We start from the raw sequence: 15,512 nt of genomic DNA on the forward strand, positions 1-15,512 counted from the left end.
TCCCTTAAAAATATTTAAAGACAAGAATATGAATCATCTATTCTTGTCTTATTTTTTAATTTAAATAAAATTGTTAAAAAGTTTAAAAGTTAGATATACTAGAGGGATTTTAAATAATTACAAACATATTGTTACGCATGTTGATGCTAAATATGTTAATAATAAGAAATAATTTATTTTTTTAAATCGCTAATATAAAATTGAAATTTGTAAAAAAGTAATAGATTAAGTTTTCTTAAGGAGAAATTGTAAAAATGAATTTTGATCAAATGGAACATATTGTATGTGCAGCAAGTGAAATGTCGATCACAAAAGCTGCTGAAAAATTATTTATATCTCCTTCTGGGATGAGCCAATCAATTACTCAGTTAGAAAATGAGCTTGGCATCAAAATTTTTAACCGTTCAAAACAAGGTGTTTCACCCACTTTTGAAGGAAAAATAGTAATCGCAAAGGCAATGACTCTATTGAGTACAATTAAGGACCTCAATAAGGAGATTTATGATCTTAAAAATAGAAGTGAATCTCATTTGAAAATCTTAACTGCACCTACTTTTTTGTATCTTCTTCAAGAAACAATTGTAAATTTTAAAGAGAAACAAGATGAAGTTACATTTGAAGTAGTGGAAGAAAATCCAGCTAATATGATTCAAAATTTTATAAAGCAAGATTATGATTTTGCTCTTATTCCAGCAACACTTGAAGAATTAAAAAAAGAAAAGTTCATTAAATTTGAACATTTACATAATGGGCATTTTTGTATTGCAGTAGGGAAGAAATCACCTTTTTATTCTTATGATTCTGTATCTCCTAGTGATTTAATAAATGCAAAAATTGTAATGTACAAAAACTCGGATTATAAAAAGTTACTAAAATTTACGAAAATGAATCCTAAAAATGTAGTATTAAAATCAAATCGTAGTAGCTTACTTTTTGAGTTAGTAAAAGAAAGTCAAGCCATCTTATATTTACATGAATTCTCGATTCGAAATCGACCGATGGTTATAAACGGGGACATAAAAATAATTCCTATGAAGGATGAAAAAATTTTTGATCTTGATTTTTGGCTAATTTATTTACAAACAAAGCCATTATCACCTTTGGCAAAAGAATTTATTGAGAAATTAAAAAAACAATTTCATTTAAGTAATTAAAAAGATAGTGAAGCCAGGATTTAAACTGACTACACTATCTTTTTCTTTTCTCATTCATAAAGCTTAGACTCAATTTCAAGTGGATACTTAAGATCGTTACTTTAACTTTAGGATGGATTTGAACTTTAGAATACTTCTTTTCCAATTAAGTTTTTGCCAATTTGCTGGTTGGTGTTCTTTTAAATAGCGACCAATTCTAAGAACATCACTATTTGCAAGTGTTTTTAGAAACTGTTTCTGATATTGAACGATCTATATTCTTACTAGGTGCAAAATATGACTTTTTCTTTACTTTTATTATTATTATTAAAGACAATAACATATCCAGAAAGAATAGTTAGTCCTAAAATTTACAAAGTACATAAACAAAGTTTATCGTTCTGATTAAGTTGCCCTATTCTCCTATCTGGGCATTTTTTTAGGTTTCAAAACATAAATTTTTAAAGTATCTCATATAAAAGAAATCTTAGATTTAATATTTCTAAAGTATTTAATTCATTGTGAAATGTTTTTACGAAAGGGGTTGAGATCACATCATGCATATAATTGGAAAAGGAATACCCCGCAAAGAGTCATTCGAAAAAGTGACAGGCTATGCTAAATATACAGACGATTTTGAGACGAATGATATGCTACATGCTCGTTTAGTCACAAGTCCATATGCGCATGCCATTATTAAAAGCATAGATGCAACCGATGCTCAAAACATCAAAGGTATTCGAAAAATTATATTTGGTGAAAACTTACCTTTAGTAGGCGAAGCAGTACTTGATCGATATCCAATTGCTTTTGATCGTGTTCGATTTTTTGGTGAAGTTGTCGCAATTGTAGTAGCAGATACACTATATGCAGCACAGGAAGCTGCTAATTTAATAAAAGTGCAATATGAATTACTTCCTATTGTAAACTCTCCTTCTGAAGCGCTTAAACAAGATGCCCCGCTTGTACATCCTAATCTAGGTGAATATGAAGTTAATGAAGGAGTTTATCCAGAGCCGGGTACAAATATTGCTACAAGAATAAAAATTCGGAAAGGTGACTTTAATAAAGGTTGGAGAGAAAGTGAAGTAATGATTGATGAAAGTTTTGCATTTAGACCATCTGATCATGCTGCGATGGAGACAAGATGTTCATTTGCTCAAATACATCATGATGGAACAATTGAAATAACGACTTCTTCACAATGCCCATTTATGGTTAAAGACTTAATCGGGGACTATTTCGGAGTTAAACCTGGAAAAGTCATTGTAAATACTCCTTTTGTTGGTGGGGGGTATGGTGGGAAAGGGGCAGTTCAGTTAGAACTTTTAGCCTATATTGCTTCACGGGCTGTAAATGGTAGATTAGTAAAAATTTATAACACTCGTGAAAATGATATGCTTTCATCTCCAGGACATATCGGTCTTGAAGCAAATGTAAAACTAGGATGTACAAAAGAGGGAATGCTCAAAGTTGCAGAGATTCAATATTTATGGGATGGCGGAGCATATGCTGATAAATCAATTGATTTAACACGGGCGGGAGCAGTTGATTGTACAGGACCTTATAATATCGAAAATATTTGGTGTGATTCTTTTTGTATGTATACAAATCATCCATACCCAGCACCTTTTAGGGGGTTTAGTCATTCAGAAGTACATTTTGCATTTGAAAGAGCGATGGATATTCTTGCTAGAAAATTAAATATGGATCCGATTGAACTAAGAGAAAAAAATGCAATTAAACCAGGTGATCAAACGCCTACTCAAGTTGTATTAAATTCTAGTACAGTTGGTAATCTACCTAAATGTATTGAAAAAATGAAAGAATTAATCAATTGGCAGGAAGGTCAGGTTATTGACTTAGGTAATCATAAATTGAGAGTAAAAGGAATTAGTTGTTCGTGGAAAACTTCTACCATTACACCAAATGCAAGTTCAGGTGTTATATTAATCTATAATGAAGATGGAAGTATTAATCTAATTTCTGGAGTTGTAGAAATTGGTCAAGGGACAAAAACAATTCTTGCTCAAATGTTAGCAGAGATTCTAAAAATGGACGTAGACGATATTCATGTTCAAATGAAGATCAACACATTAAATACACCCGAGCATTGGAAAACTGTTGCAAGTAGAGGAACATTCATGGCAGGAAGAGCATTGTTAGCAGCTGCTGAAGATTTAATTAGACAATTAAAAGATTTAGCTTCATTTATATTGCGTGCTCCTATTGAGGATTTAGACGTTGGTTACGGTAAAGTGTTTATAAGAAGTGAACCAAATCAAAATATAGCGATAAAAGATATCGCTTATGGATATACATTTCCAAATGGAAATTCAATTGGTGGTCAAATAATTGGAAGAGGACACTATATTTTAACTGGATTAACTTATATAGATCGTGAAACTGGCGCTGGAAAACCAGGACCAGAGTGGTCCGTTTGTGCACATGGTGTAGAAGTAGAAGTTGACACGAAAACATTTGAATATAGGATTCTTAAAGCTGTTACAGCTGTTGACATTGGCAAAGTACTTAACATTAATACTGCCACTGGTCAAGTTAAAGGAGCAATGAGTATGGGATTATCTTTTGCTGGAAGAGAAACCTTTTATTTTGATTCGCAGGGGAAGGTACTAAATCCTCAATTACGGACTTATCGACCAATTCGGTTTGGAGAGAATCCTAAATACGAAGTTGCGTTTGTTGAAACACCACAAATCGATGCAGTATTTGGTGCAAGAGGGGTAGGGGAACATGGGTTACTAGGAATGCCAGCTGCTCTCGGGAATTGCCTTTCTACTGCACTATCGGTAAATATCAACAATTTACCAATTATCCCAGAATTATTATGGAAAGTAAAAGAAGGTGGGATATAGCTTGTTATCTTCTAATATAGAATACTATAAACCAATGACGATTAAAGAAGCATTGGAGACTTTTTATTTTTTAAAAGCTAAAAACAAAAGACCCATTTATTATGCAGGTGGCACAGAAATCATAACACTTGGTCGTTTAAATCTAGTCGAAACAGATGCATTGATCGATATTAAAGATCTAAAAGAGTGTCAATCATTTGAGTTTAATGAGGGCTATCTAATTTCTGGTGCCGCTCTTTCACTTACTCATATTGAAGAAAAAAACTTATTTCCATTACTCTCTAAATCTTCTATGGAGATAGCTGACCGGACTGCAAGGAATAAAATAACTTTAGGTGGAAACTTATGTGGTCAAATTTTTTACCGAGAAGCAGTTTTACCATTTCTACTTTGTGATAGTCAAGTGATTGTTGCCGGATACAATGGTGTAGAAGCTTTTCCAATCGAACAAATCTTCAATCAAACCCTTCAACTCCAAGACGGACAACTTCTAGTCCAACTCTTGACAGAGAAGAAATATATAAATCTACCATATATAAGCACTAAAAAACGCCAGCAATGGGATACGGGTTATCCACTACTGACGATCGCTTCTATTAAATCGGATAATCAACTGCGTTTTGCTTTTAGTGGGCTATGTCCTTTTCCATTTCGTTCAAAGCAAATGGAAGCCGAGCTAAATAATACGAACTTGAGTGTAGAAGAAAGAATACAAAAAGCAATTCAATTCATTCCTGGTGAAGTATTAGATGATGTAGAAGGCTCAAAAGAGTACCGACTATTCGTCTTAAGAAACACATTAGAAGAGATCATTTTAGAAATGGAGGGAAGGTAATGGAGCAGTCTCCAATCAAAAAATTAAGTGTTTCTTTAAGTATTAATGACGAAATTCTACAAGTGGAGATCCGTCCAGTTGATACTCTGCTTTATGTGTTACGAACTAAACTAGGTCTAACTGGAGCAAAGCCAGGCTGTTTAAATGGAGATTGCGGAGCTTGTTCAGTCGTTATGAATGGTACTGTTTATAAATCATGTATAATGCTTGCCATCGAGGCAGTTGGCCAAAAAATAACAACAATTGAAGGGTTAAAAGATTCACCTATACAAAAAGCATTTGTTGAAAATTTTGCGTTTCAATGTGGTTATTGTACTCCTGGATTTATCATGAATTGTCATTCTCTTTTATTAAACCATCCACATCCAACGTATGAAACGATGAAAGAATGGCTATCTTCTAATATTTGTAGATGCACATGCTATGAAGAGATTAATGCAGCTGTTTCATCAGTTATCGAAAATAGAGAGAAATCAATGGATAATGAGTTAGAAAAAGACGAATCTTAACTCGTTTGTGTTGAATCACTTGCCTTTCGTTGTGTAAAGAAGAAAATAAACGAAATGACGGAAATTGCCATAAGAAAAACTTGGGTATCAGTAGGTCTTACCGTAGGGAGATCTGTTAAAGACATAATCACCATTCCTTTATTTACTAAAGATTCGCGGATCAATATCAAAATGTTTCGAAATTATTTTTTTACAAAAGTAATACGTTTTTTTTAGAAAAGGAAGTGTCGGTTCGCTAACCGGTGCACCAAAAATGGGACCACTGACATTGAGAGAGAATCTACCAGGTCCTATAACAGAGCTTACAACTCGAACTTCATCAATTAATAATAAAATTGCAATTATAATATCGATTACATCAATGAGAGTATTTGTTAATTGATCTCCATATTTACTTTCTACACGTTCTCTACCTAATAAGGGGCCACTTAGAGAAAGACTAAATTCACCAGATGTTACAAAAACACCTATTAACGTAATTTGACCTGTTAATAATAGTGCAGCAGTAGCGACATTTAAATCTCTTTGAAGAGTAGCGATAATACGAAGATCTTCTTTAATTTTATAGTCATTCATTGGATCACACCCTCATGCCTATAGTATTCAATAAGTGCCCAAGTGTGAATGGAGAAAGAAAGAAGGAAAGAAGAGAGGAAAACAAATTTTGACACAAAAAGTTCATTAACGTGATGCTGCTACACTTTATTGGTAGCAGCATCTTTATTTTTAGTTTCAGAATTGATAAAATATAAAATGGCGCTATTTAATATTAAGAATTTATTAAGAGAAAAATCATAAATGAAGATCTTACTAAATAAAAATGAAAAGAGACACAACGTTTATGAACCACTTCCTTTTTAAGGATGTGGTTATGCTTGTATAGAGGAAAAGTTAATTCCATACTACATAGGTAAATATGATAAAAAGTAAGGAGGCTGTAGAATGGATGTTAAAAAGTTTTATCAAAGTAGCACTTTTAAAAGATTAGCGATCATTTTAAGTATCGTTCTAGTGTTGATATTAATTCGGAAAATAATAAATTTAGTCTTACTAATTTTCATTTTTACTTATTTAATGGATCGGATACATAAATTTATTACGAATAGATTAAATAAGATACTACCAGTTAATCGTTTAGTTGTTGTCTACTCTTTGTATGTTGTCATTGTGGCGGCGTTAGTTTTTGGAATCTATAATTATTTACCGATTATTACAACTCAAGTTGTTCAACTAATCGTCCAAATAAAAACGTTTTATATGAATCCACCAGATGAGAAAATCATAAACTATATCGTTACAGCAATTAAAAAGGTTGAAATATCAGGTTATACGGAGCAAGGATTAGATTTTCTATATAAGTATGCATCTAATATTAGTCAATGGGGGATTGAAGTATTAATTGCTCTAGTTCTTAGCTTCTTTTTTCTACTTGAAAAACCTCGAATTATAGCTTTTACTCAAAAATTTAAAAATAGTAAAATATCAGTTCTTTATAATGAAATGGCCTATTTTGGTGAAAGATTTTCGCGTTCTTTCGGAAAAGTGATTGAAGCGCAGTTTATAATTGCACTTGTGAATTGTATTCTTTCGGTAATAGCTTTAAGATTTATGGGATTTCCTCAGTTAATCGGTTTGGGCTTTTTGATTTTTTTACTTGGATTAATCCCTGTAGCAGGAATGTTTATTTCATTAATTCCGCTTTGTACGATTGCTTATACAATCGGTGGAATGGCTCATATTATGTATGTGATCATCATGATTCTTGTATTACATGCACTCGAAAGCTATTTCTTAAATCCAAAGTTGATCTCAGCGAAAACGAATTTACCAGTTTTTTATACATTTCTAATTCTTGTTTTTTCGGAACGCTTTTTTGGCGTATGGGGTCTGATTATTGGTATACCTGTTTTCATCTTTTTACTTGATGTATTAGAGGTAACAGATCATAAAACGAAAGAAGTAGAATAAACTGAATAAATTAAAAGATGATAGCGTGATTTTAAACGAAATCATCTTTTTTTACTTAACCTACCTATTCGGTCATTTCGGCTTTAATAAATTGAATGAACTGCTTTTCAATAGCAGATAAAAATTTCTTTTTTAAACGTAATAGACCAAGTGTCACTTCCAAAGTTTCATAATTTAGAATATCAACTTCAACTATTTTACCTTCTAGTATAGCTGGATTATTTTTCAAAATAAAATCTGGTGCAAGGCAAACGGCCATTCCACTCAATTGTAGAGGATCAATTTTTGTTGAAGTAATTCTTCAGGTGTTATTCTACCGGTCACTACAAACGGTGAGTTTTTACTTACATAATCCTTCATCTTACCTTCTTGAATGACATCCAAATTAGTTCCTCTTTTTCCTTTAAAATCTCACCATAAATACAAATAATACCTCAATCGATTTTAAATGAATTTCTTTTGATTTTAAAATTAGATCCTTCTTATGTTAATGTGACTCCAATACGTGAACGGTTGAAAATCTTTAAGCCAAGATCTTCCCCGATTTTTGCAATCGCTTGGCTTATACCGGATTGACTCACGTGAAGGTTCTCTGTAGGCGATGAGAAGGATCCAGTTTTTCGCTACTTCTACGAGAAATTCTAATTTTTGTAAATGCATTAATCCCACCACCTTTTGTAAACCTTTCAATTATTAAAATAATGTAAATCTATAAAATTCCCTTTAATTTTTTATACTAGAAATTTTGAGAGTAATATTAAAAACGTGATATTACTAGCTGATTCTTAAGTTGTCATAAATTGGAATTTGAAGGATAAACTAAGCAAAAATATGGTTAAGGAGATTATTAGTGAATAACAAAGAGCTAACCAGTTTATTAGTAAGTTTAGAAAAGAATATAAATTATTTAAAAAAGATGTTTAATAAAAGTACTGATTTGAAAGTTAGACCACTAACGGTAAATGATGAAGTCATTCGTGACGCTGCAGTTTTGTATATTGATGGAATAACAAATACACAATCTATTCAAGATAATATTCTTACGCCCTTGCTAAGAATTATTAAACTCGACAGTATCGACGCTGTTATCACTCGTCATCTTTCAATTGCTGATGTGATGAAGGTAACAGCTTATGAAGATATTTTGTCTGGATTATCGAAAGGAAAGACACTTATTTTAATCGATGGTTATGAAGAAGGAATTTTAGCAGATACTGCTGATTGGCAAATGCGGTCAATCAATGAGCCTGATACTCAAAGGTCAGTGAAAGGCCCATTAATAGGATTTAATGAACAGTTAAAAGTTAATGTCAATCTTCTCCGTAATATCATACCGTCAAATAAGTTAAGTATTGAAAATCTACAGGTAGGGAACGAAGTAAAAACAGACGTAACCATTATTTATATGGACGGATTTGTTGATCAAAGCATATTAGATGAAACAAGATCTAGAATTAAAAATATAGATGTTACTTATTTATTAGAAGCTAGAGTAATTGAAGACGCTTTAGAAGGGAAAAAAACATTCTTTCCAACCGTTTTTACGTGCGAACGTCCAGATGTCACTGTTTCAGCATTATATGAAGGACGTGTTGCGATCTTAGTAAATGGTATACCTTATAGTTTGATTGTTCCTTCGCTTTTTCTTCATTATTTTCATCAACCAGATGAATATAATACTAAATCGGGCAGATATGGATTTAGGTTATTACGTTTTTTTAGTTGGTTATTTTCAATTATTTTATTGGGTTTTTATGAAACTGTGGTCCGTTTTCATCATGACTGGGTACCTCATAAATTTGAAAAGATGTTTTTTACAAAAGCAGATACTCTCCTACCTGTTATAGTTGAGATTTTATTTGTCATGATTATTTTTCAACTACTTACTGAAGCATCGTTGAGGATTCCTAAATCGACTGTCATTATTGTTTCACTCATAGGGGCTATTGTAGTTGGACAAACTTCAGTCACTGCAAAACTAATTCATTCTGTGACGTTAATAATAGTAGGAATTAATTTCCTTTCTAGTATTGCGATTGCTGCAGGTGGGCTATATGGATCGGTGATGACGTTACGATTAGTTTTTTTATTTTTAGGGTTTTTCTTTGGATTAAAAGGGATCGTAATTGGCTTAGTTATTTTGATAGCTTATATGTCTAGAGTTCGATCATTAGGAGTTCCATATTTAGCACCGTTTATTCCTTTTAACCCGAAAGAAATGAAAGATGCTCTATTTAGAGGAGATTTAAGGAAGATTATTAATAGCAAACATTCATATCCTCTTAAAAAATAAATTAGAACAAACAGTAACGTACTTATGAACTCATGTTGCTTTTTGTTCCAATTCTACCCGTTGATTAGAAGGAGTTAAATCATGTTTAAAGCAAAAGGACTAACATTTTTACTAATAATATCGTGTTTGTTTAGTACCACCTTTTCACAAAACGTTTTTTCACAATCAATGCCTCCTACTAAGGATACAATTAAGTCGAATGAAAAAATGTATAGCGAATTAAATTTCAAAGATAAGCAAGATTTTAATGATGCTCATAAAGGATTCATAGCACCATTAATGCAAGACCAATTAAAAAATTCAAAAGGTGATGTCATTTGGAATCGTGATCAATATTCAATTATTAATGATGGGCCAGCGCCTTTAACTGTCAATCCATCCTTATGGAGACAAGCTCAATTACTAAATACTCCCGGACTTTATAAAGTAGTCGATGGGGTATATCAAATTCGTGGGCAAGATGTATCTGTAATGACAATTGTAGAAGGTAAAACGGGTTTAATTATATTAGATACATTATCATCGATTGAAACTGCTAAAACAGCATTGGAATTATATTATGCGAGTCGCCCGAAAAAACCAGTCAGTGCGGTAGTTATTAGTCATAGCCATGCTGATCATTTTGGAGGAGTAAAAGGAGTAGTACAATACGCCACTAATCCAGAAAGGGTACCGATAATTGCTCCATTAAACTTTTCGAAGGAAGTAGTAAGTGAGAATATCCTTTTAGGTAATATCATGTCACAAAGAGCTGGGTATATGTTCGGAAATCTTTTACCTATAAATAAAAAAGGATACGTAACAAATGGGATTGGACCTAGAATTAGTACTGGTACAATCAGCTTTTTGCCACCGACAATTGAGATAAAAGATAAAATACAAAATATGGAAATAGATGGAGTTAAGTTTAAGTTTTTATTAACGTTAAATACTGAGGCACCTTCAGAGATGCATTATTACATATATGATTACAAAACTTTAGTAGTGGCTGAAAATACGGGTCATACTATGCATAATTTTTACACTTTAAGAGGAGCAAAAACTCGAGATGCTTCTGAGTGGGTAGAGGCTTTGGATGATACAATTAAGTTATTTGGTAAAGAAGAAATCGATACATTAATTACAGCACATAGTTGGCCGTTATGGGGGAAAGCTCGTGTAATAGAGCACCTTACAATGCAACGAGATTTATACAAGTATATTCATGATCAAACAATACGCCTTGCCAACAACGGGTACACTGCAGATGAAATAGCTGAACAAATAAAATTACCCGGTAGTCTTGATAAATATTGGGCGAATCGAGGATATTATGGTAATTTGAAGCAAAATGCAAAAGCAGTTTACAATTATTATTTAGGTTATTTTAATGGTAATCCTTCTGATTTAGATCCTCTCCCACAAGAAGAGACTGGTACTAAATATGTTCAATATATGGGTGGCGAAAAGAAGATTCTGAAGCTAGCAAAAATGGACTTTGATAAAGGTGAATATCGATGGGTAGCACAAGTTTTGAAAAACGTTGTAATGGCAAATCCGAATAACAAAGAGGCAAGGAGCTTACTAGCTAAATCTTACGAGCAGTTAGGATACATGGCCGAATCTGCATCCTGGAGAAATGTATATTTGACAGGTGCAAAAGAATTGAGAAAAGGTATTGTGAAGATAGATGATTTACAAACAATAAGTACTTTAGACCAACAAACAATTTTAAATATGAAAGTAAACGATTTTTTTGATTATATTTCGATTACACTTAATGGTCCAAATGCAGAGAATAAGAGTTTTACATTTAATGTGAATTTTACTGATTTAAAAACAAAATACACAATTGATGTTAAGAACGCTGTTTTTAATTATAGTAATGGTTTAACTGCTTCTAACCCTGATGCAACACTACTTGTAGATAAAGTAACTTTTTATTTAATTATGTTTGGGCAACTTGATATAAATCAGGCAATTGCAAATGGAAAGTTAAACATTACTGGGAACAAAGAGAAATTTAAAGAGATGGTAAATTTATTTGATCACTTTAATCCATCAGTCAAGATTGTTACTCCATAAGAAATTAAAAATAGGTGAAAAAAGCATTCTTCAAGAGTTATGGAGAATGTTTTTTTGTGGGTTTTCCATTTTAAAAATTCAGAAAATTACCGAACTAATTTTATTCATTTTTTTGTATATAGTCTATGAAAATAAAGATCAAAAATCATGACATTTTTACTAAAAAAAGAGTGATAATTTTCCTATATACAGGTTCTTTATTTTAGAATTTCAATCAAGTCTAGAGCTTTATTAACAAGGAAAGTCAATATCAAACAATAACAAAGCGCTTTCATTATATAATTTTTTCCATTCTAAAAATTAATAGTTGAAGAATGTTAAACTAGGACTTAATATATATTTATCGTTTCAAATAAATATACGTTTTTTGAAAAAACAACTATTCTTAAATAACTCTAAATTATCTAAACAGTGAAAAAACTCCTTCTATTTTTCGCCATATTATGATAATTTTAATTAAGTACATTTCGATGATGAAAGCAAAAAAAATGAAAACGCTATCAGCATTGAGCGTATCAGATTTGTTCCTTTGTTAAATTCAGAAGGGAGGATTTTCATCTTTACATTGCTCAGTTTCCAGGCTTAGTATTAAATAGGTAACTTAGTCTGTGATTTGTAAATGTCTGACTAATTGACAATACCAATGGATCGATTGGAATTTGAGCTATAAAAAGATTTAATCAGCCTTTTTCGTTTTTGGGGGAATTTCAATTTATAGTAAAGAGGTGTATTCATGCAAAATACAAACCGTAAAAATGATTTCACTATTCAAAGTAACGCGCCTGAAAAAGAGCACTTAGAAAGAAAACTAAAAACGAGACATTTAACAATGATCGCTATGGGTGGTACGATTGGTACTGGTCTGTTTTTGGCGAGTGGTGCAACTATTCATGATGCAGGACCAGGTGGAGCTCTTGTTGCTTATTTAATTGCTGGTATAATGGTTTATTTCCTAATGACTAGCTTAGCTGAAATGGCAACTTTAATTCCAATTTCGGGTTCTTTTAGCACATATACTTCAAGATTTGTCGATCCAGCTCTTGGTTTCGCTGTTGGTTGGAATTATTGGTATAACAATGCAATCATTCTTGCTCTAGAGCTATCAGCTTCGGCTTTAATTATGAAATATTGGTTCCCACATACTCCAGGGATTGTATGGAGTGCTATATTTCTTGTTTTAATTTTTGGATTAAATGTACTATCTGTAAAAGGATATGGAGAATCTGAGTTTTGGTTTTCAATTATTAAAGTAGCTACAATAATCATCTTTATTATAGTTGGATTATTAATGATTTTCGGAATCATGAGTGGTCATACAGGTGGATTCGATAATTTCACAAAAGGAGAAGCACCATTTAAAGGTGGTTTCTTATCAATCTTTAGTGTATTTATGATTGTAGGTTTTGCTTTCCAAGGAACTGAAATGGTTGGAGTAACTGCAGGTGAAAGTGAAAATCCTGAAAAGAATATTCCGAAAGCAATCAAGCAAATCTTCTGGCGTATTTTATTATTCTACGTATTAGCGATTTTCGTAATCGGCTGTTTAATCAGCTATACAGATCCAAACTTATTAGGTGGAGACGTTGATAATATTGCGATTAGTCCATTTACATTAGTATTTAAACATGCAGGACTTGCTTTTGCAGCTGCTGCAATGAATACAGTTATATTAACTTCAGTGTTATCAGCAGGTAATTCAAGCTTATACGTCGGTTCTCGTGTACTTTGGGTATTAGCTGAAGAAGGAAAAGCACCAAAGTTCTTAAGAAAAGTAAACAAAGGTGGAGTTCCAGTTAGTGCATTAATTGCAACAACATTAATTGGTGCGCTTTGCTTTTTAACTTCATTATTTGGTGATGGTACAGTATACTCTTGGTTATTAAATGCAGCAGGACTAGCAGGTTATATTTCTTGGTTAGGTATTTCAATTACGCATTACCGCTTCCGTAAAGCTTATATTGCTCAAGGAAGAAAATTAAAAGATTTACCTTATTTAGCAAAATGGTTCCCGTTAGGTCCAATTTTAGCGACAGTTTTATGTTTAGTTGCAATGCTTGGAACGAATTATGGAGCATTTACTGGAGATAAAATTGACTGGTATGGTGTAGCAGTTTCTTATATTGGACTTCCATTATTTATTCTTGGATACCTTGGCTATAAAGTAGTTATGAAAACGAAAAAGGTTAAATTAGAAGAAGCTGATTTCAGCAGTGAATTATAATTAAAGATTTTTTAAGCTCAATCTATTATTCGTATAGATTGAGCTTTTTTTATGTATTTTTTTTTAGAATTGAGGAAAATTAATAATGTTATTTATGTTCGAAAGGAGATTAAAAATATGAACAATTCATTAACAGAACTTGAATTAGAAAACCTTCGTCATATAATCGGAGGGCATAGTACAATCGCTAATAAATTAGAGGCGTATGCTCAAAGCTGCTCTGATCCTGAATTAAGAGCTTTATTAGAAAGAGACGCTCAATCAGCAACGCAATCTAAGCAACAGCTTTTAAATTTTTTAGGATAAGGGGATTATTATTATGTTTCAAGATAAAGATATGGTCAATGATTACTTAGCAGGTCTTAACGCTAGCTTAACAGCTTATGCTGGATTCATTAATGAGTCTAATAATAACGAATTAAGACAAACTTTAATTCAATTACGCAATCAAGATGAAGCACGTCAACGTACATTGTACAATTATGCACTTCAAAAAGGATTTTACAAGCCTGCAGCACCTGCATCAGATGAGATTGTACAACAATTCAAATCTGAATTAACTTCTAATCAGTAAAAATAGTTGAAAAAGGCATTCGAAATTCGAACGCCTTTTTTTATTGAATGTTTTATTCATTTTTAAAACCGTACCAAAAATTCTTCCATATATTTGAAATCCTAGGCTTCATCTTTTCAGCTCCATAATAGGATAGTTCTATAAAGATGCCATCAATTAAACAGTAATAAGACATAACAAAATCTTCTACATTTCCTGTTCGAATTTCACCATTTTTAATTCCTTTATCGATCACAGATCTTAAAATAGTCGACATTGCTTCCTCAGATTCCATGAACTGTTTATGTAACTGATCCTTTAATGGTTCAGGAGAAAAAAAGACAGCGCGGTTCACGAAAGTAGATTGCTCCTCGAATTCAATATAATATTCAAACGTTAAGTTTAGAATTTGGTAAAGTTGTTCCTTCGCAGATAGTTCGCTAATTTTTCCCATCAGCTCGTCTACTTTTTTCACATGAAGCCATAAAATATTTTCATAAATGGTAAGAAAGATATCCTCCTTACTTTTAAAATGGTTATATATTGACGGTTTCTGAATTCCAACTACTTTTGCGATTTCAGTTAAACTTGTACCTTCATAGCCATTTTTGGAAAACAGGGCAAGTGCTGCTGCAATAATCTTATCCTTTGTCATCTTCATCCTCCGAAACTAACTCTTGTTAGCTAGATTATAAACTGGAATCTTTGTGAAGTCTAAATATTGTTAATATTTATTGCAAAAAAGCTTCGTTTGGGAGAGTTGTGGTAAGTAAAAAAGCAAAAACGAGAAACATACTTACTCATAAGAGGTTCATGAGTAAGTATAATAGCAAAAATCTAAAATGTAGTTACTCATTTCATGAGTTAGTAAAAAAGCAAAAACGAGAAATGTAGTTACTCTTAAAGGGTTCATGAGTAAGTAAAAAAGCAAAAATGAGAAATGTAGTTACTCATAAGAGGTTCATGAGTAAGTATAATAGCAAAAACGAGAAATGTAGTTACTCATAAAGGGTTCATGAGTAAGTAAAAAAGCAAAAACGAGAAATGTAGTTACTCATAA

The 15,512-nt window shown here is 32.1% G+C and carries 13 protein-coding genes and 1 pseudogene; 10 read left to right on the forward strand and 4 right to left on the reverse strand.

Going from position 1 to position 15,512, the window contains the following annotated elements:
• Nucleotides 1–254: 254 nt before the first annotated feature.
• The 4 genes from B6K90_RS22145 to B6K90_RS22160 all read left to right on the forward strand — a co-directional run bounded on the left by B6K90_RS22145 (nucleotide 255) and on the right by B6K90_RS22160 (nucleotide 5,353).
• Entirely contained in the window at nucleotides 255–1,154 is a 900-nt protein-coding gene (locus B6K90_RS22145; protein WP_088014885.1) for a LysR family transcriptional regulator, read from the forward strand.
• Nucleotides 1,155–1,690: 536 nt separating this feature from the next.
• Nucleotides 1,691–4,009 (forward strand): xanthine dehydrogenase family protein molybdopterin-binding subunit, encoded by a 2,319-nt coding sequence (locus B6K90_RS22150; RefSeq protein WP_088014886.1) that lies wholly within the window; start codon nucleotides 1,691–1,693, stop codon nucleotides 4,007–4,009.
• A 1-nt stretch (nucleotide 4,010) separates the two neighbouring features.
• Nucleotides 4,011–4,844 carry an FAD binding domain-containing protein gene (locus tag B6K90_RS22155; RefSeq protein WP_088014887.1) on the forward strand — a complete coding sequence of 278 codons (834 nt, stop codon included), beginning with the start codon at nucleotides 4,011–4,013 and terminating at the stop codon, nucleotides 4,842–4,844.
• A complete protein-coding gene (locus tag B6K90_RS22160; protein ID WP_088014888.1) occupies nucleotides 4,844–5,353 on the forward strand; it encodes a (2Fe-2S)-binding protein in 510 nt (169 codons plus the stop codon). Before B6K90_RS22155 ends, B6K90_RS22160 begins: the two co-directional genes overlap by 1 nt.
• A gap of 138 nt (nucleotides 5,354–5,491) precedes the next feature.
• Here the strand turns inward: B6K90_RS22160 and B6K90_RS22165 are convergent, their stop codons facing one another.
• Entirely contained in the window at nucleotides 5,492–5,929 is a 438-nt protein-coding gene (locus tag B6K90_RS22165; RefSeq protein ID WP_088014889.1) for a hypothetical protein, read from the reverse strand.
• Between the two features lie 366 nt (nucleotides 5,930–6,295).
• On the opposite strand from B6K90_RS22165, the gene B6K90_RS22170 reads away from it, so the two are divergent.
• A complete protein-coding gene (locus B6K90_RS22170; protein ID WP_088014890.1) occupies nucleotides 6,296–7,321 on the forward strand; it encodes an AI-2E family transporter in 1,026 nt (341 codons plus the stop codon).
• A gap of 64 nt (nucleotides 7,322–7,385) precedes the next feature.
• Here B6K90_RS22170 and B6K90_RS22175 read toward each other — a convergent pair whose 3' ends face one another.
• Complete coding sequence (locus tag B6K90_RS22175; protein ID WP_088037634.1) at nucleotides 7,386–7,580, reverse strand: hypothetical protein; 195 nt, start codon at nucleotides 7,578–7,580, stop codon at nucleotides 7,386–7,388.
• 223 nt (nucleotides 7,581–7,803) lie between these two features.
• Nucleotides 7,804–7,929 (reverse strand): annotated as a pseudogene (locus tag B6K90_RS24625) (helix-turn-helix domain-containing protein); the annotation flags it as partial.
• Nucleotides 7,930–8,171: 242 nt separating this feature from the next.
• Here B6K90_RS24625 and B6K90_RS22185 point away from each other — a divergent pair.
• From B6K90_RS22185 to B6K90_RS22205, 5 genes are all read left to right on the forward strand, one after another.
• Nucleotides 8,172–9,614: a spore germination protein gene (locus B6K90_RS22185; RefSeq protein ID WP_088014893.1), complete on the forward strand. Its 1,443-nt coding sequence runs from the start codon at nucleotides 8,172–8,174 to the stop codon at nucleotides 9,612–9,614.
• An 81-nt stretch (nucleotides 9,615–9,695) separates the two neighbouring features.
• Nucleotides 9,696–11,678: an alkyl/aryl-sulfatase gene (locus B6K90_RS22190; RefSeq protein WP_088014894.1), complete on the forward strand. Its 1,983-nt coding sequence runs from the start codon at nucleotides 9,696–9,698 to the stop codon at nucleotides 11,676–11,678.
• 733 nt (nucleotides 11,679–12,411) lie between these two features.
• The gene (locus tag B6K90_RS22195) at nucleotides 12,412–13,899 is read left to right on the forward strand and encodes an amino acid permease (protein WP_088014895.1); all 1,488 of its coding nucleotides are present in this window, start codon (nucleotides 12,412–12,414) and stop codon (nucleotides 13,897–13,899) included.
• 117 nt (nucleotides 13,900–14,016) lie between these two features.
• Complete coding sequence (locus B6K90_RS22200; protein WP_088014896.1) at nucleotides 14,017–14,205, forward strand: hypothetical protein; 189 nt, start codon at nucleotides 14,017–14,019, stop codon at nucleotides 14,203–14,205.
• Between the two features lie 13 nt (nucleotides 14,206–14,218).
• Nucleotides 14,219–14,473: a spore coat protein gene (locus B6K90_RS22205; protein WP_088014897.1), complete on the forward strand. Its 255-nt coding sequence runs from the start codon at nucleotides 14,219–14,221 to the stop codon at nucleotides 14,471–14,473.
• A gap of 52 nt (nucleotides 14,474–14,525) precedes the next feature.
• Here B6K90_RS22205 and B6K90_RS22210 read toward each other — a convergent pair whose 3' ends face one another.
• Nucleotides 14,526–15,107 carry a TetR/AcrR family transcriptional regulator gene (locus B6K90_RS22210; RefSeq protein ID WP_167555465.1) on the reverse strand — a complete coding sequence of 194 codons (582 nt, stop codon included), beginning with the start codon at nucleotides 15,105–15,107 and terminating at the stop codon, nucleotides 14,526–14,528.
• Between the last annotated feature and the right edge of the window lie 405 nt (nucleotides 15,108–15,512).

Origin of the sequence: Gottfriedia acidiceleris, from assembly GCF_002128425.1 — a bacterium.
In the GTDB taxonomy this organism is placed as follows: domain Bacteria; phylum Bacillota; class Bacilli; order Bacillales; family Bacillaceae_G; genus Gottfriedia; species Gottfriedia acidiceleris.